Here is a 23,851-nt window from a genome sequence, read left to right as displayed (position 1 = left end):
AAACCCCTGCTATTTGAATTTGTGGCCGATCTCGTAATCACAACGAGCCAGGCCGCCTTTTATTGTTTGAATGATTGTTTTACCGTGTTCCGGGGCGTCCATTAAGTGGGCTGTCCCTTCAGTGCCATCTAAAACGATGATGCGGACTTTCCCCGGCTCGATGCTTTGCTGAATAGTTGTTTCATGATTTTTTATTTCTGTTGGCTTGTTCACTCTGGCCGCCCCCTGTGCTATGATAGAAGTACCAGTTCATATCAAGGGCACTGAGGCGCAGCTTCGGTGCTTTTTTACGTTTTACGATGGAAGCCGCATCGTTACGCCGGCAGATGGTTTTAATTCCTCGCGGTAAATGATCGGATGCTTTTCGACGTATGCTGCCAACTGCTCCGGCGTCATTTTCCACTCTTTAACTGGACCAGGCTTGTATGGATTGATTTTTTCTTGCATAAGATAACCTCCTGAATTGATTTTTGGTATTTCTGAACCTCCAAGCTTTTTGCAATCCGCTCCCATCCAGCTGGCGCATCGTCTGTAACTGGAACAGAGCGTCATGCAGGCCATGAGCTTATCTTCTTCCTGCACCCACAACGGCCGATCGTCTACGATTACCACGTTTCGCAGTGGTCTTCCCCGCCTTTCTTTTGAGTTTTTTCAGCTCGTCCAGCTCAATGAAGCCGAGTGCCTTATCCAGCGCCAGCACCTTGAGTGGCGTCTCGTAAAGCCGCTCATACAGCTTGCGTTTGATGGCAAATTCCGTTGTTTCCACGCCCTTGATGTCAATAATCTCGATGCTGCCATCCAAGTTATGAACCTCAAAATCTGCAATATATTCAATCTTCCGAAAAGTCTTGCCGTTCTTTTTGAATGCCTCTTGAAGCAAGAACCGCGGCTGCAGCTTAAAATCTTTGATCTGCTTGCTCACCTTGAGCCATTTCAATTGCTCATAGTATTTGGCTTCGGCCCGGCTGTCGAACGTGATGCCGTCTACCTGTGTTTTTCTGGCGCCGTATTTATTGGCTGACATGTGATGCCTCCAAAAGCTCAGGATTTTGATAGACTGTTCCGAGAAATTCAGAATCCGGCCCGCAATCACCAAGAGAATCATAATGCCCGTTGGTATATTCTCCGTAAAATGCAGCCAAATCATTCTCGTAAACAACTTTAAATATTCTCCCCAAAGCGTCTTTTCGAATGTCTCCCTCCCAAATCTCCTGCCTGGCCTCGCTTTTGTCCTTCAATCCGGTGTATTGCATTTTGTAGCAAGTTAGAAAATAATTAAATTGATCACACCCCTCTGCATTCTCTGGAATTGAATAAGGTATGCCCTCCGGTGTAATTCCTACTTCATAGATCATCTCTTGAGAGTTTTCATCCCAAGCACGAAACTTAATTTCTCTCATTCTGCTGCCTCCATATCTCTGACTATTTCCTTATCGGCCCGTTTCCCCGTGCCGTCGTTACCTCCCGTCAATCTGTTCCCAATACTTGATCTGCTTTTCCTTGTACGGCGCTGAAATGATGATGGCCGGCAGCAGGATAACCGCTTTAAGCACTGTGCATCAGCTCCATTTGTTTGATTTTTTCCTCAAGCACCCTTATCGCCGGGGTAAGGTCCTGGCCGGCCGTTTGCTCGGCGGGCCCGAACATATACATGCCGCCGGATGCCGTGAAATTTACCTGTTTATCCATTTCTCAATCCCGCCAATCTATGATTTAACAGCATTCTGTCTCCCTTGATGATCACAACATAATCCGCACACATTTCGTAAATCCGGGTGCCGAGCGCCTCGTCTATCTTTACGATCTGCTCGATATTCAACTCGCTTGAAATCAAGATCGGTTTATGGTTCAGATAGCGATAGTTGATAACAGAGTATGTTTGCTCGACCTGCCAATCGGTAGCCCGTGGCTTCCCATTCAGAGGCTTGAACAGATCATCTATAAACAGGACTTCAACCTCTTTCATTCGCTTGAGCTTTTCTTCCAGCTTGTCAAAATCATCTTTCAGATCGTTGAATCCTTCGACGTATGGAAAATACTGAACCGCGATATTTTTTGATTTAATCAGCTTGTTAGATATTGCAGTAAGCAGATGTGTTTTGCCTGCCCCCGGCTGCCCGAGCAGGGCGATGCTGTTGTTTCGAGTGCCGCGTATGTTATCAAACTCCTTGTAGTATTCGACCGCTGTATCGTAAGTCACTTTCACCATTTCCGGCTTCCCTTCGGTTACAAAATTCTTGAATTGCAACCTTTCAAATTCCGGGGTGATGTCACTGGAATTCATTAATTTCCGGATGCGGCGCCGCTCAATGCATCCACACCGTACCCACACTTGATAACCGTCCTTGTTTTCGAGATAGCCGAGTTCGTCTTTGCATACCTGACAGTCATACTCAGCCTTTTCTTCTGAGGCGGCCGACTTGTCCGCCGAAAATTGAGCCGACCTTTCCTGAAGTTCTTTCATGACTGCAGCCATCGCCGCGTCCGTACTTTGTGTTCTGTTGTTTGTTGGCATACTGCTGTTTCTCCTTTCGTCTCTGACTGAATGGGTTTGAGAGGATTGCTTCAATGTAATTCAGATTGACGTTGTTACCCTTGCTTCTGAAAGCCTGTTTCATTGCCTCCATAACTTTCTCTTCACCGTAATCATCCACCATATATCCGAGCCGCTGAACCTCCATCGTGCCAATGGTGCGGGCTGTTTTGTTTTCGAATAGTTCAAATGCGTTTTTCATTTTTTCGTCAACCTCCTGCTGTCCTAAAGGTATTGGAGCCGGGTCTATCTTCTTGTTGTAATTTCCAAGCTGTATGTACTCGGCATAATTCAACACCGTCACAATGAAACCGCGTTTTTGCGGCAGCCGGTCCAGCTTCAAATACTCTTGCTTTACCATCCGATCTAACGAGTATTTGATCTGATCAGAAGACCAGTTGAAGCGCTTGGCTAAATCTACAAGCTTAATGATTGTCTGCCCGAGCTTTAGTTCTTGATCTGCCCTGTACTCCGCCCGTTTGAATAAATAATCGTATATTGTCTCGTCTCGTGAATCTTTAAATGGCAGCCGGGGCAGGACCACATACCCCAAACCTTGCATATCCATGCCGCTCACCTACTTCCTTTCACACAGTGCTGTCAGAGCCTTGAAATCTACTTCTACTAATCTCAGAGACGGCTCATTTGTCTTTAAGTAGTCAGTCGTGTACCGGGTATACAAGTCCTTTCTCAAGTCGCGCTGAACCGTTTTGACCAGCCAGAGATAACAATGCGGGATAGGAATCCTGATCAGCTCCCTTTCCATCAGCTCACCAACTCCGAAAAATGGATGATGCTGTTCAGTTGATTAGTGGCCCGGCAATACTTGCATTTTTCGCATCGCTCTGGTTTCTCTCCGCCGTGTTTCACTTGCAAAATCCGGTCCATCCGCTGCTCAATCTCTGCAAGCTCTACTTCCATCCTACCTTCATCAATATTGATGACAGCTTTATCAGGTGGATCTTCTTTTGAAACTCCTACAATCAGGGGCTCAAGCCATTCGCTCCGTCCAGTCATTCTTTTTTCAAGCTCAGCATACAGTGCCATTTGTGCAATATAGCCATTGGCCTCGACGAATGAGCAATATCCTATTTCCGGGTCCCAAACTTTCTCCCGCAATGACCGCGCTGTTTTCAGATCGGAGAAACGGCCGCCAGCTGGGTTGTATACGTCCAGCTTTCCTTTCCACGGAACACCGAACAATTCAGTAGTTACGATGACTTCTTTTTCTCCTTGCAAAACGAACATACAGAGTTCGTCATGTTGAATCGCCTCAATCATCAGATCAGCTAACTGATACTGCTTGTACAGCTGGCCCTTTTGTGTAAAAAGTGATGGGGTGTTCTTTTTAAATTCATCAAAAGCCTGTTCACCTTCAAGCCAGGCATGAACATATTGGCCGAAGATGAGCGCCTCCGATGTGGGCGGCGTCCATTCTCCGTTCAACTTTGCCATCGTAGCAGCCTCGCATTGCAAAAAGCTTTTATATTGAGAATTTGACATGTAGTGTCTATCAATCTCGTTAGAGTAATAGTTCTCCTTGTTCAGTGCCGGTATCCGCATTAGCAGGATCACCCGCCTTTTCTTTACTATCAGCAGGCTTGTCAGCTTGCTCTTTCTGCTTTTTGAATTCTTCCTCAGCCTTTGACTTAGTCGCGCCTGTGGCCTTCACATTGAAGTAATCCTCTTTCTTGGCCATACCATCACGTAAAGATGTATAAATGCGGCCAATCTTCAAAAAGTCTTGTTCTGTAAAGGCGTCGACGTTACTGCCGATGTATTCTTCAATCATTTCTTTGGTGATTCCGAATTCTTTTTTGAATGTTGATAAAGCATTTCTGAGCCGATCTTCCAGTGGTTCTTTATGGCCGTTTATTAACGTTTTCTGGCACATATCAACTGCAGCGTCGACGATATCGCCAGGAATCACTCCGAGTATGCAGGAGCGAACCCGGCGGGCTCCTTGATTGGCAACCATTTCGTAAATATCCCTCGCGTCATTAAGCTTTGTTACTGTACCTTTTGCCTTTCTCTCATGCTTCACAGTGAATATTTTGGTTTGCCGTGTATTCGTTTCAAGATCCCAAGCATACGCCATGACAGAGGATTCCCCGGCTTTTTGCTCGAGCTCCATAATTCCGTAATCAATGTTGCCCCAATTCTGCGCCAATGCCTCAGCCAATCGGATTGACGGACCAGATACCTTTGTGCCGCCGCGCGGATATTCATACACCGCATTCTCGGCCAATAGCCGCCGCTCGCATGCTTTTTTAATCCGGTCAAATGCCGCGTATACGTCCCGTGGGAATTTCTTTGCAATGACCATTGCCGCTTGTACTTCTTGAGCCTGTCGGCTTACCATCGCTTCAGTAGTCACGCTAGTAGCCTGCTGAGGCGCTGGCATGTAATCTGAGTAATCTACCTGAGATAGTCCGTTCATTGTGCTGCCACCTTTCTTTTGTACGCTTCGGTTCCGAGCCGTTGCCATTCCCGGTAATGATCCATTGAAGGGAAACTAAACTGCGCTTTACCGTTTTTGGCGAATACAATTGAACCGCCTACCTGCCTTAAACGTTGCTGATCCTCAGCACGCTCGCTGAATGCCACTTTAACTGCTTTAGCCATTATTTAGCACCTGCTTTCTTTTCGTACATTTGTATAATTTGATGTGCTTCGTGTTCCGATAGCAAACCGCCACCATTAAAGCGCTTAACCACTTTTCGTTTCGCTTTACTGAGTGGAGCCAAACCATGTTTTTTGAAAAGCTCTGCTATATATCCCTTTTGTTTTGGTGTTATGAAACGAGGACTATAAACCCGATCATCTGCTCGTAAATATGCATCCAAGTTAGCTCTTAACTGCTCACCCTGTTTAACAGCCATATGAAGAGACATGTTTTCTTTATAGACCTCCTTCATATGATCTAATTGCTTTTTTAAAATCTCGTTTTCTTGCTTTAATTGAGATTCAGACATCACCAACAACCTCCATTGTTTTTTATGGGGCGTTTTGGTATAATAGGAATACAATCAATTATCAAAACGCCTTACCTAGTCCACTCTGCCAAGTGGGCTTTTTTATTGCTCATTTTTAAATTCAAAACCAAGATGCTCCTTCAGATACCGCTCAAGGTTTTCCCTCAAGATGATTTCACCCTCAGCACTATCTATCACGTAATCATCGAAAGCCGTTACTTCATCCCCAAAGTAATCCTTTTGCGTGTCCGGCTCAGTCAGTTTGTCATGCCAGTTGTTCAAGACCATCGGATTTTCAATATTCATTGTGAACACCTACTTACAACACTCAGGTGAATCCCGCGGGCCGCCATATTTAAGACAGTTTGATGTAAGCGCCCTTTATTCGTCAGCCGGTTTATATCCTCTGTAAGAACCTTGATGCTCCCTGCAAGACTGATAGCTTCTTCATAATCGCCATCCCGCAACGCCTCCGCAAGCATGATAGAGAGCCTTTCCGCCGACTCGATTTTCCTTTTTGCTGAATCTGCATCTGCTTTAAGAAACTGATTGATTTTCATACCAGCACCGCCTGCCTTTCTTCTGTTTTCGCCATTGCAACCTGACTCATTAGCGCTTTCCGCGTCCACCTTTCGGCCAGTTCCTTCATGTTCAGTCCATGACTACGGGCCAGCGAATATATCAGCGTTTTATTTGCTGGGATCAGATCAAAAATCTGCTTTATATCGGCCATGGGCAGTTCTTCAGGTTGTCGGCCTGGCCTATCGTTTGCCAACCAGCGCGCTAAATGCCTTGTTGCTTGTAATGCTTCTTCAAGCTGGTGAATCATATTGATTACCGCCGCGCTTGCACTCTCGTTAAGTGCTGGATCAATTGGCGCCGCCGTCGTCGGGTGCAATTTGAAGAGATAATGTACCAGATCAATATGTTCGTATGCCTCGCACGCCTCAAACCACTTAATGCATAATTCCGGGGTAAGCTTACTGAATCCATTTTCAACGTCCGAAACATATCGCTGATCCTTTCCCCCTATCAAATTACCGATCTGATACTGTGCAAGTCCTGCCGCTTTGCGGACACTACGCATGATCCGGGGTAGATTATGCAAATTGTATGGGTTGTTCTCCATATGTTTGCCTCCTGATATATCCAGTTGTTCACTGGTAAAATTTAATTAATGAAGGGACAAGCTAGTCCTTTTCTCGAACATTAATCTCCCCAAATTTGTGGAGATTGTTTCAAGCTGTTTCTGATGAAATGAATTTATTCACAAAATAAATCTGACCTTTTCCCGTAACCTTTGGCGTTCGGGTAGTTCTAATTGAACCATCAGGGTTATTCATTGTTCTCTTCTTAATTTCAAAGAGACCCAAATCCATACTTCGCTGTGTTGGTAGATTGAAAGACTCGCCTGTCTTACGAATTAAATAACCATTATCACGGAGCCATTGAAATAACTTGTTAGGTCCAATCTTTACGCCGTTCTGTTGAATGATTTTCGCTAACTCGCCAACAAGCACAGATGATTCAGATGCTTCCACGGCTTCGGCGAAAAGAGCTTTTGGCTTCATAGATTCAATTTGCTTATTTTGCTCCTTTAGTGCGTGAAGAGTTGTTTTGAAAAATAATTTGGTATTTTCGTCTGCGTTGGACAAATACGTCTGAATGAACTGTTCATCATTTGCGACATATCCCCCGGTTTTTCTGATTGTGGGTATAACTTCAAAGGCTAACCAATCTTGAAATTGTTCGGCAATTTGATTAGATGCTCTAAAAGCCAGCTTGTACACCAATGGTTCAGGAATAAAATCACCTTTCTCTACTTCTGGAAAGTTATCCGGAAGGTAAGTATTCACACGGCTCCATCGGATTGTTACGTTGCCACTTTTGGCAACGGTAGTGAGGCCTAAGTTACGAGCAACTTGCTCGGCATCAAAAAGGATTTGATCATTCTCAATTTTGGCTGCAACTTCGAAAATTTCATTTTTGAATGTTTGTAAATTATTCATGCCGAAGCTCCTTTCTGATAGTATGCGGTGTTCTCAGCAACCCAACGCGTGTTGCTCTCAATCCATTTAAAAAGCAAAGTCGTAGGGATTTTTTTGCCACATTCTTCGTTAACCGGAAAATCCGGACGGGCCATCAGTTCCGCCATTTTAGTGGGACCGCACCGCAGCACCTCCATCGCTTCAGTTCTCGTCAAGATGTGAGGAAGCTCGTTCAAAGAGCTGAGCCGCTCTACCAGCATGTCTGTTGCTCTATCAGCAATTTTGGCAGCTATCTGTTCAATGAATTTCTCATCGTATTGCATAGTGAACATATAAAAAACCTCCTTTACAATGAGCTTTATAATCTCTCACTTTCATGTGGTAAAATATGCATGGAAGGTGGTGAGATTTAATGGCTTCTACTAAGGTTTACGCTTGCCTTTGTGGTGAATGGGTTGACTTGACTAGTGATCCGGACTGCAAAATAGGTGAATCTATGTCTTCTCCATACATATGGTGGGAAGAAGGTGCTTCAATTTGGAGCCCTAATTCTAAAGAAGAGCACACGATGTATCAGCAAGATTACGTTAATATTTATTACAAAAATGCTGAATATCGCATTCACCCAATGTTTATCCAAATCAAGTATTCATCCTAAATTCACGTTTAAGGTTAGCTTCTAACAGTTCTGGGTCGTCAAACTGCAATTTGGCGGCTTTAGAACTGAACAGTACATCGACATGTTGTTTAACACGGCTCCACTCGGATTGGGACATACCATTCAACAAATTTTTAATTTGTTCCAGCTTTTTTTGATCCATAACTTCGACCTCCTATACTGTTTTTTTGTAACTTTCATTCCTAAGCAGTTTTCCCGTTACCCTTTTTGTGTAACTTTTCATTAAAAAAAAGCTCATCGACTTCTTCATTCAGTAACTCGGATATTTGGTGTGCTTTTTCAAGACTTGGCTTTGTACGCCCCATTTCTATATTTGCATAACCGCTTGCGTATCTATAGCCAAGCTTTTTTGCCATAAAAGTTTGGGTCTTTCCTTGAGAAAGTCTTGTAGCCCGTAATTTTTCTAGCACTATTAACTCACCACCTTACTCTTTTCGTGTAACTCGTTAAATACATAATAATATACACAATAAGGGTAAGTCAACATGTTTTTATTCTTTTTGTGTAAGTAATTATCTCTTGTGTGTAAACCGTGTTAAAATTTACACACCAAATAAAAAAAGGTGTATAATAATGGATAATATAACAGGGAAAATCTTAACTGAATTAAGAGAAAAGAAAGGCTGGAGCAAATCTTTCGTCGCAAAAAAATTAGGTATTAAAACAATGTCTACATATGCGAACTGGGAGTACGGTTTAAGGAAACCAGATGGAGAAATGCTCGTTAGACTTGCAAGTTTGTATGGTGTAACAACTGATTATCTCCTAACTGGCAAAGAACCTACTTTTAATAATGACCTTTTTGATGATCCTGATCTACAGATCGCCTTTAGAGAAGCGAGTGACTTCTCAGAAGAAAGACAAAAACAAGCAATTGATTTTATAAAGTACCTCAAAGAGAAAGAAGAACGTGAAGGCCGTAAGCCTAAAAAGTAACTAACTGCCGAAACCTTTATTTATATTATTGTTATTATGTTATTTCTGTTTACTAATAAGATCAGGATTGGATCGGGATTAGAACCGAACTGGATCGGAAAAGAATTTTTCACCAGTAGGTTGAAGCCAATTATATCAAGGGAAATAGAATTCTTTCTCATCTGGATTGCATCTGGATTCAAACGGGATCTGATCAGAAAAAAATATACTCAAGTGTATTACTTATAAAGGGGAAATTAAATTTGTCTTTTTTGATGGAAAATGGCGAAATCTATAACTGTCAGTTTAAAAAACGCATGAAGGCTTCTAAAAATTTCTTGAAAACTTATGAAGCAGCTAAACCTCTGATTGATGAAAGAAATGAAACAATTCATGAACTCGTTTGCGGAACTATGAAGAGTGACGCGACATGGGGGCATTTTATTGCTACAGAAAATCAAGTATATTTCATTGTCTTGAAAAAGAAAAAACCAATTTTAAAGAATTGGCCCTATAAAGAAATAATTAAAATTACTGCCAGTCGCAAGCCATTAATTGGACATAAGATTGATTTTAAAACAGCCGAAGAAGACTTAAACATCAATTCAATATCAGAAGGTGATATTGACGGCTTTATCAAATATGTTGAATCAAAAATCTCTGGCAATGAGGAAAGATACGAAAGTGAAAAAGAGGATTTAAAGAAAGAAACTAAAGAATACTATTTTAAATCAGCAAAAACAACAATCACACTTGATGGAAACTATATAAGAGTAGCAAGAAAAGGCGCTGTTAACACTATCACACGAGGGTATAGTGGGGAGAAATCTTATAGAATCAGCGAACTGTCCGGGCTTCAAATAAAAAAACCTGGATTAGTAACCTCAGGCTATTTTCAATTTTTAACGCCAGCTGCTAATGAAACAAGTGGACTCTGGGACGCAATACAAGACGATAACTCCTTCACTTTTGGCACAAATGAACTGCCTATGGTTTTAGAAATTCAAAAATACATAGAAGAGCATCAGTCTATTCCAGCTCCAACAATACCACCAGCTCCTGCCCCTACTGTATCTGCAGCTGATGAATTGAAAAAATATAAAGAATTGTTGGATATGGATGCTATCACTCAAGAAGAATATGAAATTAAAAAGAAACAGCTATTGAATTTATGACAGCCCTTCTTCCTCGGGCTTTTCTTTCACACCAAAAACAGAACATACATTCCCTACATGGTGGTGTTTTTAATGTCAATCCAGTTATCGTATCTTGAAGAAGAAGTGAAAAAAATCTATTACAAATTAAATATTGAGACTCCTGAAGACATTGATTTAGAAAGGATTGCCGCGGCATTTCGTATCTGGCTGCATTATGAGCAAAGAGAAAGCTGCATGTTTCAAATTAACGGTGAGTATAGCGTTGTCCTTGATGCTCGAGCCTCTCCGCAAGAACAGTGGCAAGACTTTGTTCATGAGCTAGGGCATGTGATTAAACATTGCGGAAACCAGTTCAACATGAATCGTATGTTTCGCCAGTTGCAAGAGTATCAGGCTAATAGCTTTATGTATCATTTCTGTGTACCTAGTTTTATGCTTGAAAAGATTTCGTTGCCACGCATGAAATCAGAGGTTATAAAATTAATAGGTGATACCTTTAATGTTACATATCAATTTGCTGCTAAACGGCTCGATATGTATACAAGAAAACAGTTCTCATTCTTGATGTATAAACAGCTCTTTAAAACTATTCATTGAAAAATTGGGGTGACAAAATGTATACAGAGGAATTGATCAAGGGTAAAAAATGGCTGGCTGTTGGTGACGGACCTCGTGATCCCGTTACCGGTAAACGCAAACAAATTGCGCGGCGTGGCAAAACAAAAAAAGAAGCTGAACAAAGAGTTAGAGATGCTATTGATGCCTTAAAAGAAGATGGCATTGATGAATCAGTTGTTAAAAAAATGACTTTCGAAAAGCTTGCTGCCGAATGGTTGAACGAATATGCTCTCACAGGAAAGAAAAAAGCAACTCTGCGTATTCGAAGGAAAGAAATTAACATCTTAAACCGGTATATCGCTAAAATCAATATCGCTCAGGTAACAGGAAGAAAATATCAAAAAATACTCAACGATCTCACTGATCAAGAATATGCCCGTACCACCATTAGTGGTGTGCATACGACAGCCGGAATGATTTTTAAATACGCTGTAAAGGTGAAGCTTTTAAAAGATAATCCAGTGGCTGGCGCTGTAGTTCCTAAAAAGAGAATGACAGTAGAAGATATTGAAAGTAGTAAAATAGAGCAAAAATATCTTGAAAGGGAAGAACTTGAAGAGTTCCTCTTAGCAGTAAAAGTCCATGGTTTGGAAATGGACCTTGAACGATTTTACTTGCTCGCTTTTACAGGCATGCGTTCAGGGGAAATGTGCGCCCTCAAACTTCCTGATATAAATTTTGAAACAAAAGAGCTGCGTATCACTAAAACCATATATTCCGAAGATAACAATATGAGAAATTATGAATTAACTCCGCCGAAAACAGCCGGATCGGTGCGAACTATCACTCTCGACGATCAGATAATAGATATATTGAAGGCACATGTAACCAAACAAAAGAAGTTGCGCCTACAGTCCAGGATTGATCCAAGCGAATACCACGACGGTAATTTCCTATTTGCTCGTGAGAATGGCTATCCCTTTTTACCAAAAAATATCATTGTAAGAATGGAAAGAATACTGGAAAAAACATCAATTAAAAAACATGCTACTCCCCATATATTTAGACACACGTATATCAGCATGCTGGCCGAGGCAAAAGTTGACTTGCCAACTGTAATGGAAAGAGTTGGGCATGACGACATGAAAACAACAATGAAGATTTATACTCATGTAACCAAAAAAATGAAAGAGGATGCCTCCCACAAAGTCCAGCAGACTTTTGGAAACATCCTCAATTTCGGGATTTCATAAATAAATGTTATTTTTTTGTTATTTTTTCGGCTAATTGGGGTGATGAAAAACGGTCAAATCCTTGGTGTATCAAGGGTTTTTTCCGTTTGATTACATCATGCCGCCCATACCGCCCATGCCGCCCATGTCAGGCATTCCTGCGCCGCCGGCGTTTTCTTCCGGTTTGTCAGCGACAACGGCTTCAGTTGTTAAGAGCATTGCTGCTACAGAAGCTGCGTTTTGCAGGGCTGAACGTGTAACTTTTGTCGGGTCAACGATACCTTTTTCGATCATGTTTACCCATTCGCCGGTTGCAGCGTTGAAGCCTACGCCGATTTTTTCGTTTTTCAGGCGCTCAACGATGACAGATCCTTCAAGACCTGCATTGTGTGCGATTTGACGGATCGGCTCTTCAAGCGCGCGAAGCACGATGTTGATACCTGTTTGCGCATCGCCTTCAGCTTCCACTGCAGCGACTTTGTTGTATACGTTGACAAGCGCTGTACCACCGCCGGATACGATGCCTTCTTCAACAGCTGCGCGAGTTGAGTTGAGGGCGTCTTCGATGCGAAGTTTACGCTCTTTCAGCTCAGTTTCAGTCGCAGCGCCGACTTTGATGACAGCTACGCCGCCGGCAAGTTTCGCAAGACGCTCTTGTAATTTTTCTCTGTCGAATTCAGAAGTTGTTTCTTCCACTTGAGCGCGGATTTGGTTGACGCGTGCAGCGATTTTTTCAGTGTCGCCGGCGCCTTCTACGATTGTTGTGTTTTCTTTCGTTACCACAACTTTAGAAGCGCGTCCCAATTGTCCGATTTCAGTAGATTTCAGGTCAAGGCCTAAGTCTTCTGTGATTACTTCTCCGCCTGTAAGAACAGAGATGTCTTCAAGCATTGCTTTACGGCGGTCACCGAAGCCAGGAGCTTTAACGGCAACAGCGTTGAATGTGCCGCGAAGTTTGTTGACAACGAGTGTAGCAAGAGCTTCACCTTCAACATCTTCAGCGATCAGAAGCAACGGTTTGCCTTGCTGTACAACTTGCTCAAGCACAGGAAGGATTTCTTGAATGTTTGTGATTTTTTTGTCTGTGATTAAGATGTAAGGATTGTCAAGAACCGCTTCCATCTTATCAGAGTCAGTCACCATGTAAGGAGATGCATATCCGCGGTCGAATTGCATACCTTCCACAACTTCAAGCTCAGTTGTGAAGCCTTTAGACTCTTCGATTGTGATGACGCCGTCGTTTCCTACGCGCTCCATTGCTTCAGCGATAAGGCTTCCGACTTCCTCATCAGCAGCAGAGATCGCAGCAACCTGAGCGATAGACTCTTTGCCTTCGATCGGCTTAGAAATTTCTTTTAAGTTTTCGATTGCAACAGTTACAGCTTGTTCCATACCTTTACGTACGCCGACAGGGTTAGCTCCCGCAGTTACGTTTTTCAGGCCTTCACGGATCATAGCCTGCGCAAGAACTGTTGCAGTTGTTGTACCGTCACCGGCAACGTCGTTTGTTTTGCTGGCTACTTCAGCTACAAGCTTCGCACCCATGTTTTCAAACGCGTCTTCAAGTTCAATTTCTTTTGCGATTGTTACACCGTCATTTGTAATTAACGGAGAACCGAATTTTTTCTCCAGAACCACGTTGCGTCCTTTTGGCCCTAAAGTTACTTTTACAGCGTCAGCAAGCGCATCGACACCGCGAAGCATAGCGCGGCGTGCTTCTTCACTAAACTTAATATCTTTTGCCATGTTAACGAAACCTCCTCGAATTTTTAAAAATATTTATTTGCTTAGCCGATTACAGCTAAAATGTCGCTTTCACGTAAGATTAAGTATTCAGCACCTTCGTATTTCACTTCAGTACCGGCGTATTTTGAGAAGATAATGCGGTCGCCCTCTTTTACTTCTAAAGCAACGCGCTCTCCGCTTTCCAACACGCGACCTGAACCGGCTGCCACGATTTTGCCTTCTTGCGGCTTTTCTTTTGCAGAATCCGGTAATACGATTCCGCTGGCAGTTTTTTCTTCAGATTCTACGAGTTCAATGACAACGCGATCACCTAATGGCTTTAACAATGTAATAACCTCCTCAATAGTATGAATATGTAATTTTAGCACTCAGCTCTAAAGAGTGCTAACACAGTTATTATAATAAAGAATCTCACTTCCAATTTCAAGTCATAAGAATAAAAAATTTTCACGCTTACATGATTCTCTCTCACACTGATTTTCTCCTTTTTTCACGTCAAGTTCACTTGTGTTACAATAAGAACAAATAAGTTGATTTTATAGGATAAAGGAGTACATATCATTTGAGAAAACAGTATTGGTATATCATTTTGACATATGTTATCATGCAGCTTTCCGCATTGATCGGCATTCCTTTAATGTACAAATTCGGCTATGCGGGCGGGCACCCTACGAATGCGAATCTCACCATGGCTCAGGGGATTTATTCCGTCGTAAGCTTTTTTATCTGCCTGATTATCGTTCTCTTGATATTGAGAACCGCGCCGAAGCAGACATTAAGAAACGGGAAGAAAGCATCCGCCGGCATGTCCGTTCTCTGGGCGGTCGCGGGAATATGGCTCGCTTTATTTTCTCAGGGAATCGCCGGGATGATTGAGCAGTATGTCTTTCACGTGGACAGCGGTTCCGAAAACACGAAAGCCATTCTCAACATTATTAAAGCCATGCCGCTCATGATTATCGTTTCTTCTATCGTCGGGCCGATTCTTGAAGAAATCATTTTCCGGAAGATCATCTTCGGTGTATTATATGAAAAAACGAATTTCTTTATCGCCGGACTGATCAGTTCCGTCATCTTCGGCATTGTGCATCAAGACCTCACGCACCTGCTGCTGTATACGGCCATGGGCTTTACCTTTGCGTTCTTGTATGTGCAGACGAAACGGATTATTGTGCCGATATTCGCCCATGTCATGATGAATACCATTGTCGTGGTCATGCAGCTCGGCCCCGCCCAAAAATATATTGAACAGCATAGTGAGCAAATGCAATTAATTATTGGAGGATTGTTTGTATGAGGAACCCAATGACTTGGGGCTTGATTTATTTCGCAGTCGGCTGTATCTTTACGTATTTGGCCGCAAGCTCTCCGGGAAGCATGTGGTCTTTTTATTCCATACTGCTGATGGTTTTCGCCGCTTATAATATCAGCATCTCGTTTAAAATGTTCGCCTTCTCATTTAAAGTGAAGAAAAATCAAAAATAATAAAAGAAAAGCCATTTCTCATCATTGAGAAATGGCTTTTTTTATGCTGATACGTCCTGGTCAGATTCACTGCCGGTCTGCCTTTTCCGATACGCCGCTTTTGAAATCAGGATACTGATTTCGTATAAAATGCAAAGCGGAATGGTAATCATCAAGTGAGACAGCAGCTCAGGCGGCGCAATCATCGCGGCGATCACGAGCAGCACAAAATATGCGTACTTCCTGATCTTCGATAAAAACATCGGCGTGATAACACCGAGTCTCGTTAAAAACATGATCAGCACCGGCATCTGAAACAGCAGCCCGAACGGAATCGTCAGCTGCAGCAGAAAATGAAAGTATTCGGTGATCCCGATCACCTGGTTGACATCCAGGTCATTCGAGACCCGCTTCATAAAATCAACGACCAGCGGAAATAAAATATAATAAGAAAACGACACACCGCCGACAAACAGCACGATCGAAATCGGAATATAGCTGAGTGTTACTTTGCGCTCCTTCTCATACAGACCCGGGCTGACAAACGCCCAAATCTGATAGAGAATAATCGGCGAAGTCAAAATGATGCCGATGATAAACGCGAACTGCAAAAAGATAAACAGCGGATCCGTCAGGTTAAAAGCATTAAGGGTGAGCTCTTTTACTTCATCGGCTTTTTGAAGATACACAATGATAGGTTTTGCCAGAAAAAAGCCGGCAATAAAGAAAACCGTAAAGGATAACGCCACAATCAGCAATCGTTTCCGAAGTTCGGCAATATGCTCCACAAGCGTCATTTGATTCACTCTCATACGCGTCATCCTATCTTACTGTTCTTCTTTCTTTTTTTCCTCTTCTTCACCGGCTAATCCCTTAGTAGCGTTCTTAAATTCACGAAGCGTGTCCCCCGCCGCTTTTCCTAATTCGGGAAGCTTCTTCGGACCGAAAATAATTACCGCCACCACACCGATAACCGCCAGGCTTCCAGGACCGATCATGTGCAGCTCCTCCTTTCGCTATTCAATTTCTTCCAAAACAGAATAATGCTTCAAGAAATAAACCAATGATTGAAGCTCTACAGCTAAATCTATATGATGAATTCGAATGTGATCCGGCACATTCAAACGGGCCGGCGTAAAGTTAAGGATTCCCTTGATTCCGAGCGCCACGAGCCGGTCGGTGATTGACTGGGCGGCAACCGCCGGAACGGTAAGAATCGCCACGGGTTCATCCTTTATGTGAAGCTCTAAATCATCAAGATCAAAGACAGGCACACCGCCTACCTCAGTTCCTATTTTACTCTGATTTACATCAAAAGCCATAGATATTTTTGTGTTATTATTTTTTGTGAAATTATAGTGAAGAAACGCCGTCCCTAAATTCCCGACACCGATCAAAATGACGTTCGTCGTTTCATCCTGATCCAGTGTTTTTCTGAAAAATGACAGCAGGTAATCCACATTATAGCCGTATCCTTTTTTGCCGAGCGCCCCGAAATAGGAAAAATCCCGGCGGATCGTGGCCGAATCGACTTTTACCGCGTCGCTCAGTTCAGCTGATGAAACGCGCTGCTTTCCTGAGGCGTGTAAATTCTTTAAAAAGCGATAATAAAGCGGCAGCCTTTTTGCCGTCGCCTGTGGAATTTTTGATTGATCCTTGTTCATGATTGGTCCTCCACTTTATACTCAGATGCATCTCTTTTAAAATCACCGTTTTTGCCTCCTGTTTTTTCCATGAGGCAGGTCGGGCCGATGACCATTCCTTTATCCAGCGCCTTGCACATGTCATACACGGTCAAAGCGCAGACTGAAGCGGAAGTTAGCGCTTCCATTTCCACACCTGTACTCCCTTTCGTTTTTACGCTTGCCTGTATATGAAGAACGGCTTCGGAATCCTTTTCCTCCCAGCCGAATGAAATGTCGACGCTGCTTAAAGAAAGCGGGTGGCACATCGGAATAATCGCTGACGTCTGCTTTGCGGCCATAATTCCTGCCACCTGTGCGACAGCCAGCACGTCTCCTTTTCCGATCTCGCGGTTTTTGATTCTGCTGTACACGTCATGCTTCATGTGTACGCTGGATATCGCAGCGGCAGTACGGACTGTTGAAGATTTATCGCTTATATCCACCATGCGGGCACGGCCTTCTTCATTAAAATGAGAAAATCCATTCATATTTAAACTCTCCTTACTTCTGATCATACACTATTTTCTCCCTGATGTCTTATCCTATAATGTTCCAATTCTGATGTATTGTTTGCTGACAGCAGGTTGATAAGCTACACTTAACTTATTATAACAGAGGTGAAATAATATGATGATCTTACAAATTAATCAGCTATCCAAATCTTTTGGCGCTGATCCTATTTTAAACAATATAAAGCTTGAAGTCAGATCTCGGGATCGCATCGCCATAGTAGGCAGAAACGGAGCCGGCAAATCAACTCTCCTTAAAATTATCGCAGGTCACCTTTCATATGAAAAGGGTGAATTAATCAAACCGAAAGAATTAACGATGGGATATCTTGCCCAGCACACTGGCTTGGAATCCCAGCTTACCATAAAAGAAGAACTGCTGAGCGTTTTTGATTTCCTGAAAGCAATGGAAAAAGAGATGCGCTCTATTGAAGAAAAGATGGCCACGGCCGCCCCGGCGGAGCTTGAGACGCTGATGAAAACCTATGACAGGCTTCAGCAGGATTTCAAGGATAAAGGCGGCTATCAATATGAAGCGGACGTCCGATCTATCCTTCACGGACTCGGCTTCGGAAAATTTGACGATTCCGTGAAAGTGCAAAGCCTGAGCGGCGGTCAGAAAACAAGGCTTGCGCTCGGAAAACTGCTGCTGACCCAGCCTGATCTGCTTATTCTGGATGAACCGACGAACCATCTCGACATCGATACGCTTACATGGCTTGAGCATTATTTACAGGGATATTCAGGCGCAATCCTGATCGTTTCCCACGACAGATACTTTCTTGATAAAGTCGTCAGCCAAGTGTACGAGGTCTCCCGGACAGAAAGCAAAAAATACCTCGGCAACTACAGCGCCTATTTAGAACAAAAAGCCGAGCAGTATGAGAAAGACCTGAAGCTGTATGAAAAACAGCAGGACGAAATCGCCAAGCTTCAAGATTTTGTCGACCGCAATCTGGCCAGAGCTTCTACAACGAAAAGAGCCCAAAGCAGACGAAAACAGCTTGAACGGATGGACGTCATGGCCAAGCCGCTCGGGGATGAGAAATCCGCCGCCTTCCGTTTTGACATTACAAAACAGAGCGGAAACGACGTCCTGCGCGTACAGGATGTTTCCATCAGCTATGACGGCCAGCCGCCGCTCTTGAAAAACCTGACCTTCGGCATTACAAGAGGCGAAAGCGCCGCCCTCGTCGGACCGAACGGAATCGGCAAATCAACCTTGCTGAAAACGATTATGAACACGATCAGTCCGGAATCCGGGTCGATCACGTACGGTTCCAATGTCACAATCGGCTATTACGATCAGGAGCAGGCTGAACTGACATCGTCCAAACGCGTGCTGGACGAGCTGTGGGAAGAATATCCGGACATGCCGGAAAAAGAAATCAGAACATGCCTCGGCAACTTTCTGTTCAGCGGAGACGATGTCCTGAAACCGGTCCGTTCGTTAAGCGGCGGGGAGAAAGCAAGAGTCGCGCTTGCCAAGCTGATGCTTCAAAAAGCAAACTTTCTCATCCTTGATGAGCCGACAAACCACCTTGACCTGGACAGTAAAGAGGTGCTGGAAAACGCCCTGATCGACTACCCGGGAACACTGTTATTTGTATCGCATGACCGCTACTTTATTAACAGGATCGCCACAAGAGTGCTGGAGCTGTCACCTGATCATGCAGAAGAATATTTGGGAGACTATGACTATTACACCGAGAAAAAAGCACAGCAGCTGGAACTGGAAGAAATGAAGCGGCAGGAAAAGGAGCAGGCTCAGCCTGCCGGCAAGGTCAAACAGGATACGAAAAGAACTTACGAGGAAGAAAAAGAATGGAAGAAGAAAGAACGGCAGCGCCTGAGACGCATTGAAGAAATCGAAGCGGCCGTCTCATCCGCCGAAGAGAAAATCAGTGCCAATGAGGAGCTGCTGTGCGACCCTGACGTGTATCAGGATCATGAAAAAGTACAGACCATTCACGCGGAGAATGAAGCCCTGAATCAAGAGCTCGAAAACTTATTAGCAGAATGGGAGGAACTCTCCTCAGAAGAATAGAAAAAGTCAAGCACCTCTTTAAGGGGTGCTTTTTTATCCACAGCTATCCTCCTTGTCAGCCATTTAAGTAAGCGCTTTATACACACTATCCACAAAATTTTCTGACTTTATCCACTTTACTAACAACTTACAGTCCCTTATCCAGACTGGATTTCTGAATATATTCACAATCCTGTGGATATGTTAGAATTATCTGTTAATAAGTAAAAAAAAGCCTCACGTTTTACAACGTGAGACGATCAAAGGATGTTAATTCCAAACCGGGCTGTCCGTTCATATCGTACGAGCCCCGGATCCCCTTTTCAAAAGCAACGGTTCCGGCAGCCGCAATCATCGCTGCATTGTCCGTGCATAAAGAAAGCGGCGGGATGACAAGCTCGGGATCTCCTGAATGGCTGAATTCCCGCTGCAGTGCGGCTCTCAGCCCTTTGTTAGCGGCTACGCCCCCTGCAAGCAGCACTTGTTTAACCCCGTATTCTTTCGCGGCCTTAGAGGTTTTTGCCGTCAGTACATCAATGACACTCTGCTGAAAGCTTGCGGCAAGATCCTCCGGAGGAATCACCTCATTTTTTTGCGAGGCGTTATGAAGCGTGTTAATCACGGCTGATTTCAGGCCGCTGAAGCTGAAATTGTAAGACCCTTCTTCCAGCCACGCACGCGGAAGCGGAATGGAATCCGTTCCCGCAGCAGCTAGCTTATCAATCTGCGGCCCTCCCGGATAGGGAAGCCCCATCGTTCTTGCCACTTTGTCGTAAGCTTCGCCTGCGGCATCATCCAGCGTTTCACCGATAACCTCGAATGAACCGTGCTCTTTCATATAAACCAATTCCGTATGTCCGCCTGACACAACCAAAGCAAGCGCCGGGAACTGAAGCTCTCCTATCAGCCTGTTTGCATAAATATGGCCCGCAATGTGATGGACGCCGACTAACGGTATTTGATGGGCAAAGCTTAACGCCTTTGCCGCATTGACTCCGATTAACAGGGCTCCGACAAGTCCGGGTCCTTCCGTTACAGCAATCGCATCAAGATCATCAAAGCCCATCTCCGCCTTTGAAAGAGCTTCCTCAATCACAAGGGTAATCTGCTCCACATGATGTCTGGACGCTATTTCAGGCACGACCCCGCCGAAACGTTTATGGCTTTCAATTTGAGAAGCGACAACGTTTGAAATGATGTCTTTTCCGTTTTTCACGACTGAGGCCGCAGTTTCATCACAGCTTGTTTCGATTCCTAATACATAAATATCTTGTTTTTCACTCATGTAATGTCACCCACATTAATAACGCGTCTTCCCCGTTATCTGTATAGTATTGTTTTCTGATTCCTCCGGCCTGAAGACCGAATTTCTTATATAAGGATTGGGCGGGATGATTTGAGACCCTGACTTCGAGAGAGAGCCTTCTTGCCTTTTTTTCTCTGCACAATTCTATCGCAGAGCGAAACAGCGCTTCTCCCAACGATTGGCCCCGATATTCCGGCTTAATGGCTATGTTCGTAATCTGCGCGTCATCTATAATAATCCAGATTCCGCAATACCCCGCCAGACAGCCGTCCTTTTCAATAACAAGGTAGTGGGCATACGGATTTTCCAAAAGCTCATGATAAAATGAATCCTTCGTCCATGGAGAAGTAAAGGATGCTGTTTCAATTTCATAAATTTGATCAATATCTTCCGGCCGCATGCTTCGAATCGCCGTTTTCGTTTTCATCCCTATCACCCTATTTTTGAGATTCCATCCATTTCGCTTCAGCCTCTGCCAGACGCAAATAATCCGGAACAAGGCTGTGGACATCCGTTTCTTCTTTTTCCAAGCCTAAAAACGCCAGCTCTGACGGCCGCGGATTATGCTGTGCAGCCGTTCCTATCACTGCTTGAGATGTCATTTCATGCAGAATGGTTTCTTCATGAATGGCTGTATCGTGCCCTAAAAATAAAACCGGAGACGCTTTTTCTTTCAGCATGCCGAGCCAATCAGTCAAAAGGACATTCTGATCAGGAAGAACGGATTGTAATCGGCCGTCCTGATATTCATAAAGTCCCGTATATACCTGTCCGCGCCGGGCATCAAATAACGGGCAGATCAGTCCTTGAAAGTGCCGTCCGTTAGCCGCCAGCACCTCCAGGCTCGAGACAGCGGAAACCGGAAGCTTCAGCGACCATGCCAATGTTTTTGCCAGCGTCACACCGATTCTGACACCTGTGTACGATCCCGGTCCTTTCGCCACCGCTATTTTCGTAAGGTCCTGCGGTGTCAGGCCGCAATCCTTCAGCAATGAATTGACAGCAGGCATCGCCCGCACGGAATGATTCTTTTTTAAATATGTAATATACTCCGCCATCACCGTTTTCTCTCGAACGAGCGCGGCACCCAGCGTGTAATTTGACGTATCAATTGCCAGTATTGTCATGTTTATTTATCTCCTCACAAAGCGTTTCATACCGTGTTCCGAAAGCCGTAAAGGTAATGTCCCTTGCCTCATCACCGGCTCTCTTGATGACGATCTGCAGCCGTTCAGCAGGCAGCTGATCCTGAATTAAATGAGCCCATTCAATTAAACAGACGCCTTGTCCCTCAAAATATTCTTCAAGCCCTAAGTCTTCGCTTTCATCCTCCATACGATACACATCCATATGATATAGAGGAATCGAACCGTCATGGTATTCTTTTATAATTGTAAAAGTCGGGCTGTTTACCACTCTCGTGATTCCCAGTCCTTCGGCAAAACCCTTTGTAAAAGTCGTTTTTCCCGCGCCTAAGTCGCCTTCCAGTGTCAAAATGTCTCCCGGCTTTGCCAAAGAAGCGGCAAGCTTGGCTACGGCTTTCGTTTCTTCGGGGTTTTTCGTTCTCCATTGTAATGTCTTCAAAGTGAGTCACCCGTCTTATTTAAAATGATTGTATCCTTTTTTCTCAAGGACGATTTGTCTCTGATCATTGGCTGTCAAAAGAACACATGCTTCCTTCCGTTCAGATACCGCTCCTATCTTCGCAATCGGAATGCCCGATTGAGTGCAGTAATCAAGCAGAGAAATCCACTCTTGCTGAGAAACCGTTCCAACCAATTCAAAATCTTCACCGCCGAATAACACCCATTTCTTCCACTCGGAATCTGCCTCAGGCAAATCCGGATGCACCGGCAGAAGTTGTTCTTCAATTTCTATCGTAACTGAACTTGCCGCAGCTATTTCATGCAGCTCACTGGCCAATCCGTCACTGATATCATTCAGAGCCGCGCGCTGAAGCTGAGAGCAGAAGCGGCCGACTTGAACTCTCGGAACGGGCCGTTTATGTTTTCGGATAAAATAATCACTCGTGTGAAAAGCAGAAGAAAGTGTTTCTCCCAACAAAAGAGACAGTCCTGCTGCGGACGAGCCGATATCCCCCGTAACAAACACAACATCTCCGGGTCTTGCCGAGCTTCGCAGACAAGCGCAATCCTTCTCAACTTCTCCGATGACAGTAACGGTAATTACGGCTTGACCGGAAGCGGAGACGGTATCTCCCCCGATCAAATCCATTTGATATAGTTTCGCCAGTTCCGCCATCCCTTCATACATTGCCTGGACGTCAGCTTTCTGCCAGCAAGAAGGAACCGCTAGAGACACCAAATAAAACTTCGGAATGCCTCCCATCGCCGCCACGTCACTAATGTTAACAGCAAGCGCTTTATAACCGATATCATGAGGAGAGGAATACTCTAATTTAAAATGGACATTCTCCACCATTGTATCAAGGCAGACAATTTGCTGCATATGGGGTGACGCTGTATAAACCGCACCATCATCACCGATCCCTACATCGACGGAAGGATGATAATGCGAATGCGGAGTAATACTGTGAATCAACTCAAACTCATCCATATATCTCCCGTCTCCCTTTCTGACGCTCTTGTGAAATACAGCTCTTTCTAGTGTATCGGATTATGTTTCAATATCCAAGACTTTAACGATATAAAAGAAAGCTTGGTTAGATACCAAGCTGCCAGCATTTAAAAGAAAACACAAAAAAAACGAAAACATGATCGTTTCGTTTACAATAAAAATGGCGGTCCGGACGGGACTCGAACCCGCGACCTCCTGCGTGACAGGCAGGCATTCTAACCAACTGAACTACCGGACCATTTAATTTTTGGTTGCGGGGGCAGGATTTGAACCTGCGACCTTCGGGTTATGAGCCCGACGAGCTACCGAACTGCTCCACCCCGCGATGATAAAATTTTAGAAAAGCTTGGCGGCGTCCTACTCTCACAGGGGGAAACCCCCGACTACCATCGGCGCTGAAGAGCTTAACTTCCGTGTTCGGCATGGGAACGGGTGTGACCTCTTCGCTATCGCCACCAAACCATTGAGAGTGTTCTCTCA

At 44.1% G+C, this 23,851-nt stretch carries 37 protein-coding genes, 2 tRNA genes and 1 rRNA gene; 8 read left to right on the top strand and 32 right to left on the bottom strand.

From position 1 onward, the window contains the following. Positions 1–9 precede the first annotated feature (9 nt). From ACWJJS_RS17590 to ACWJJS_RS17515, 16 genes are all read right to left on the bottom strand, one after another. Positions 10–213: an XtrA/YqaO family protein gene (locus tag ACWJJS_RS17590; RefSeq protein ID WP_003155894.1), complete on the bottom strand. Its 204-nt coding sequence runs from the start codon at positions 211–213 to the stop codon at positions 10–12. Positions 214–294: 81 nt separating this feature from the next. Next, on the bottom strand, positions 295–447 hold the full coding sequence (locus ACWJJS_RS17585) for a hypothetical protein (RefSeq protein WP_003155895.1): 153 nt from the start codon (positions 445–447) through the stop codon (positions 295–297). A gap of 118 nt (positions 448–565) precedes the next feature. After that, positions 566–1,024, bottom strand: coding sequence for a DUF1064 domain-containing protein (locus ACWJJS_RS17580; RefSeq protein ID WP_071347885.1), 459 nt, complete (start codon positions 1,022–1,024; stop codon positions 566–568). Next, entirely contained in the window at positions 1,011–1,400 is a 390-nt protein-coding gene (locus ACWJJS_RS17575) for a YopX family protein (RefSeq protein ID WP_454023757.1), read from the bottom strand. The genes ACWJJS_RS17580 and ACWJJS_RS17575 overlap by 14 nt, the downstream gene beginning before the upstream one ends. A gap of 145 nt (positions 1,401–1,545) precedes the next feature. Next, entirely contained in the window at positions 1,546–1,689 is a 144-nt protein-coding gene (locus ACWJJS_RS17570; protein WP_454023756.1) for a hypothetical protein, read from the bottom strand. Continuing rightward, positions 1,682–2,464 (bottom strand): ATP-binding protein, encoded by a 783-nt coding sequence (locus ACWJJS_RS17565; RefSeq protein ID WP_014470587.1) that lies wholly within the window; start codon positions 2,462–2,464, stop codon positions 1,682–1,684. The genes ACWJJS_RS17570 and ACWJJS_RS17565 overlap by 8 nt, the downstream gene beginning before the upstream one ends. Then, positions 2,394–3,101, bottom strand: a complete 708-nt coding sequence (locus ACWJJS_RS17560; RefSeq protein ID WP_071348588.1) for a DnaD domain protein — start codon at positions 3,099–3,101, stop codon at positions 2,394–2,396. The genes ACWJJS_RS17565 and ACWJJS_RS17560 overlap by 71 nt, the downstream gene beginning before the upstream one ends. Before the next feature lie 197 nt (positions 3,102–3,298). Then, on the bottom strand, positions 3,299–4,096 hold the full coding sequence (locus tag ACWJJS_RS17555; RefSeq protein ID WP_454023755.1) for a PD-(D/E)XK nuclease-like domain-containing protein: 798 nt from the start codon (positions 4,094–4,096) through the stop codon (positions 3,299–3,301). Continuing rightward, the gene (locus tag ACWJJS_RS17550; RefSeq protein WP_454023754.1) at positions 4,056–4,973 is read right to left on the bottom strand and encodes a hypothetical protein; all 918 of its coding nucleotides are present in this window, start codon (positions 4,971–4,973) and stop codon (positions 4,056–4,058) included. Before ACWJJS_RS17550 ends, ACWJJS_RS17555 begins: the two co-directional genes overlap by 41 nt. Continuing rightward, entirely contained in the window at positions 4,970–5,158 is a 189-nt protein-coding gene (locus ACWJJS_RS17545; RefSeq protein WP_095315794.1) for a hypothetical protein, read from the bottom strand. Before ACWJJS_RS17545 ends, ACWJJS_RS17550 begins: the two co-directional genes overlap by 4 nt. Next, positions 5,158–5,508 carry a hypothetical protein gene (locus ACWJJS_RS17540; protein WP_015388427.1) on the bottom strand — a complete coding sequence of 117 codons (351 nt, stop codon included), beginning with the start codon at positions 5,506–5,508 and terminating at the stop codon, positions 5,158–5,160. The genes ACWJJS_RS17545 and ACWJJS_RS17540 overlap by 1 nt, the downstream gene beginning before the upstream one ends. 102 nt (positions 5,509–5,610) lie before the next feature. Next, complete coding sequence (locus ACWJJS_RS17535; protein WP_003155912.1) at positions 5,611–5,814, bottom strand: YqaI family protein; 204 nt, start codon at positions 5,812–5,814, stop codon at positions 5,611–5,613. Next, on the bottom strand, positions 5,811–6,068 hold the full coding sequence (locus tag ACWJJS_RS17530; RefSeq protein ID WP_003155914.1) for a YqaH family protein: 258 nt from the start codon (positions 6,066–6,068) through the stop codon (positions 5,811–5,813). Before ACWJJS_RS17530 ends, ACWJJS_RS17535 begins: the two co-directional genes overlap by 4 nt. Continuing rightward, positions 6,065–6,637 carry a helix-turn-helix domain-containing protein gene (locus ACWJJS_RS17525; RefSeq protein ID WP_003155916.1) on the bottom strand — a complete coding sequence of 191 codons (573 nt, stop codon included), beginning with the start codon at positions 6,635–6,637 and terminating at the stop codon, positions 6,065–6,067. Before ACWJJS_RS17525 ends, ACWJJS_RS17530 begins: the two co-directional genes overlap by 4 nt. Before the next feature lie 109 nt (positions 6,638–6,746). Then, positions 6,747–7,517: a phage antirepressor Ant gene (locus ACWJJS_RS17520; protein WP_003155918.1), complete on the bottom strand. Its 771-nt coding sequence runs from the start codon at positions 7,515–7,517 to the stop codon at positions 6,747–6,749. Further along, complete coding sequence (locus ACWJJS_RS17515; protein WP_003155921.1) at positions 7,514–7,828, bottom strand: hypothetical protein; 315 nt, start codon at positions 7,826–7,828, stop codon at positions 7,514–7,516. Before ACWJJS_RS17515 ends, ACWJJS_RS17520 begins: the two co-directional genes overlap by 4 nt. 80 nt (positions 7,829–7,908) lie before the next feature. Here ACWJJS_RS17515 and ACWJJS_RS17510 point away from each other — a divergent pair, with 80 nt between their 5' ends. Next, positions 7,909–8,154, top strand: a complete 246-nt coding sequence (locus ACWJJS_RS17510; protein WP_003155923.1) for a hypothetical protein — start codon at positions 7,909–7,911, stop codon at positions 8,152–8,154. Here the strand turns inward: ACWJJS_RS17510 and ACWJJS_RS17505 are convergent. Next, complete coding sequence (locus ACWJJS_RS17505; protein WP_003155930.1) at positions 8,138–8,317, bottom strand: hypothetical protein; 180 nt, start codon at positions 8,315–8,317, stop codon at positions 8,138–8,140. The two genes, ACWJJS_RS17510 and ACWJJS_RS17505, sit on opposite strands and share 17 nt — an antisense overlap. A 40-nt stretch (positions 8,318–8,357) precedes the next feature. Next, on the bottom strand, positions 8,358–8,585 hold the full coding sequence (locus tag ACWJJS_RS17500) for a helix-turn-helix transcriptional regulator (protein WP_003155931.1): 228 nt from the start codon (positions 8,583–8,585) through the stop codon (positions 8,358–8,360). 163 nt (positions 8,586–8,748) lie between these two features. On the opposite strand from ACWJJS_RS17500, the gene ACWJJS_RS17495 reads away from it, so the two are divergent. The 4 genes from ACWJJS_RS17495 (at position 8,749) to ACWJJS_RS17480 (ending at position 12,058) form a co-directional block, all read left to right on the top strand. Then, complete coding sequence (locus ACWJJS_RS17495; RefSeq protein ID WP_003155933.1) at positions 8,749–9,111, top strand: helix-turn-helix domain-containing protein; 363 nt, start codon at positions 8,749–8,751, stop codon at positions 9,109–9,111. A gap of 242 nt (positions 9,112–9,353) precedes the next feature. Then, positions 9,354–10,265: an SHOCT domain-containing protein gene (locus ACWJJS_RS17490; protein ID WP_454023753.1), complete on the top strand. Its 912-nt coding sequence runs from the start codon at positions 9,354–9,356 to the stop codon at positions 10,263–10,265. Positions 10,266–10,337: 72 nt separating this feature from the next. Then, positions 10,338–10,844 (top strand): ImmA/IrrE family metallo-endopeptidase, encoded by a 507-nt coding sequence (locus ACWJJS_RS17485; protein WP_003155936.1) that lies wholly within the window; start codon positions 10,338–10,340, stop codon positions 10,842–10,844. A gap of 17 nt (positions 10,845–10,861) precedes the next feature. Then, positions 10,862–12,058, top strand: a complete 1,197-nt coding sequence (locus ACWJJS_RS17480; RefSeq protein ID WP_003155938.1) for a tyrosine-type recombinase/integrase — start codon at positions 10,862–10,864, stop codon at positions 12,056–12,058. 90 nt (positions 12,059–12,148) lie between these two features. Here ACWJJS_RS17480 and groL read toward each other — a convergent pair whose 3' ends face one another. Together groL and groES are read right to left on the bottom strand one after the other, a co-directional pair. Beyond that, positions 12,149–13,783 (bottom strand): chaperonin GroEL, encoded by a 1,635-nt coding sequence (gene groL, locus ACWJJS_RS17475; protein WP_003155941.1) that lies wholly within the window; start codon positions 13,781–13,783, stop codon positions 12,149–12,151. Positions 13,784–13,824: 41 nt separating this feature from the next. Continuing rightward, a complete protein-coding gene (groES, locus tag ACWJJS_RS17470; RefSeq protein WP_013351185.1) occupies positions 13,825–14,109 on the bottom strand; it encodes a co-chaperone GroES in 285 nt (94 codons plus the stop codon). 236 nt (positions 14,110–14,345) lie between these two features. Between groES and ACWJJS_RS17465 the strand changes: the two genes are divergently transcribed. Beyond that, entirely contained in the window at positions 14,346–15,080 is a 735-nt protein-coding gene (locus ACWJJS_RS17465; RefSeq protein WP_015416945.1) for a CPBP family intramembrane glutamic endopeptidase, read from the top strand. Further along, entirely contained in the window at positions 15,077–15,268 is a 192-nt protein-coding gene (locus tag ACWJJS_RS17460) for a YdiK family protein (RefSeq protein ID WP_003155975.1), read from the top strand. The genes ACWJJS_RS17465 and ACWJJS_RS17460 overlap by 4 nt, the downstream gene beginning before the upstream one ends. Before the next feature lie 41 nt (positions 15,269–15,309). Here the strand turns inward: ACWJJS_RS17460 and tatC are convergent, their stop codons facing one another. The 4 genes from tatC to moaC are packed head-to-tail and all read right to left on the bottom strand — an operon-like array spanning position 15,310 to position 17,420. Then, the gene (gene tatC, locus ACWJJS_RS17455) at positions 15,310–16,068 is read right to left on the bottom strand and encodes a twin-arginine translocase subunit TatC (RefSeq protein ID WP_088005343.1); all 759 of its coding nucleotides are present in this window, start codon (positions 16,066–16,068) and stop codon (positions 15,310–15,312) included. 6 nt (positions 16,069–16,074) lie between these two features. Then, complete coding sequence (locus ACWJJS_RS17450) at positions 16,075–16,245, bottom strand: twin-arginine translocase TatA/TatE family subunit (protein WP_003155981.1); 171 nt, start codon at positions 16,243–16,245, stop codon at positions 16,075–16,077. An 18-nt stretch (positions 16,246–16,263) separates the two neighbouring features. After that, complete coding sequence (locus tag ACWJJS_RS17445; protein ID WP_013351182.1) at positions 16,264–16,911, bottom strand: redox-sensing transcriptional repressor Rex; 648 nt, start codon at positions 16,909–16,911, stop codon at positions 16,264–16,266. Further along, the gene (moaC, locus tag ACWJJS_RS17440; RefSeq protein WP_003155986.1) at positions 16,908–17,420 is read right to left on the bottom strand and encodes a cyclic pyranopterin monophosphate synthase MoaC; all 513 of its coding nucleotides are present in this window, start codon (positions 17,418–17,420) and stop codon (positions 16,908–16,910) included. Before moaC ends, ACWJJS_RS17445 begins: the two co-directional genes overlap by 4 nt. 139 nt (positions 17,421–17,559) lie before the next feature. Here moaC and ACWJJS_RS17435 point away from each other — a divergent pair, with 139 nt between their 5' ends. Further along, a complete protein-coding gene (locus ACWJJS_RS17435) occupies positions 17,560–19,488 on the top strand; it encodes an ABC-F family ATP-binding cassette domain-containing protein (protein ID WP_278071624.1) in 1,929 nt (642 codons plus the stop codon). Between the two features lie 223 nt (positions 19,489–19,711). Here ACWJJS_RS17435 and tsaD read toward each other — a convergent pair whose 3' ends face one another. The 8 genes from tsaD to rrf form a co-directional block, all read right to left on the bottom strand. Next, positions 19,712–20,752: a tRNA (adenosine(37)-N6)-threonylcarbamoyltransferase complex transferase subunit TsaD gene (gene tsaD / locus ACWJJS_RS17430; protein WP_014304467.1), complete on the bottom strand. Its 1,041-nt coding sequence runs from the start codon at positions 20,750–20,752 to the stop codon at positions 19,712–19,714. After that, the gene (rimI, locus tag ACWJJS_RS17425) at positions 20,745–21,200 is read right to left on the bottom strand and encodes a ribosomal protein S18-alanine N-acetyltransferase (RefSeq protein ID WP_003155993.1); all 456 of its coding nucleotides are present in this window, start codon (positions 21,198–21,200) and stop codon (positions 20,745–20,747) included. The genes tsaD and rimI overlap by 8 nt, the downstream gene beginning before the upstream one ends. A 10-nt stretch (positions 21,201–21,210) precedes the next feature. Continuing rightward, entirely contained in the window at positions 21,211–21,900 is a 690-nt protein-coding gene (gene tsaB / locus ACWJJS_RS17420; RefSeq protein WP_070081451.1) for a tRNA (adenosine(37)-N6)-threonylcarbamoyltransferase complex dimerization subunit type 1 TsaB, read from the bottom strand. Further along, positions 21,881–22,357 carry a tRNA (adenosine(37)-N6)-threonylcarbamoyltransferase complex ATPase subunit type 1 TsaE gene (tsaE, locus tag ACWJJS_RS17415; protein ID WP_070081450.1) on the bottom strand — a complete coding sequence of 159 codons (477 nt, stop codon included), beginning with the start codon at positions 22,355–22,357 and terminating at the stop codon, positions 21,881–21,883. The genes tsaB and tsaE overlap by 20 nt, the downstream gene beginning before the upstream one ends. A 15-nt stretch (positions 22,358–22,372) precedes the next feature. Beyond that, positions 22,373–23,350, bottom strand: a complete 978-nt coding sequence (gene thiL, locus ACWJJS_RS17410) for a thiamine-phosphate kinase (protein WP_454023752.1) — start codon at positions 23,348–23,350, stop codon at positions 22,373–22,375. Between the two features lie 182 nt (positions 23,351–23,532). Further along, a tRNA-Asp gene (locus ACWJJS_RS17405) sits at positions 23,533–23,609 on the bottom strand. Between the two features lie 10 nt (positions 23,610–23,619). Next, positions 23,620–23,696, bottom strand: a tRNA-Met gene (locus tag ACWJJS_RS17400). A 19-nt stretch (positions 23,697–23,715) separates the two neighbouring features. Continuing rightward, positions 23,716–23,831, bottom strand: a 5S ribosomal RNA gene (gene rrf / locus ACWJJS_RS17395). Positions 23,832–23,851 lie beyond the last annotated feature (20 nt).

The organism is Bacillus sp. JK106 (genome assembly GCF_053663355.1).
Note: the sequence above shows the minus strand (reverse complement) of the source record. Positions and strands in the feature narration are given on the sequence as shown.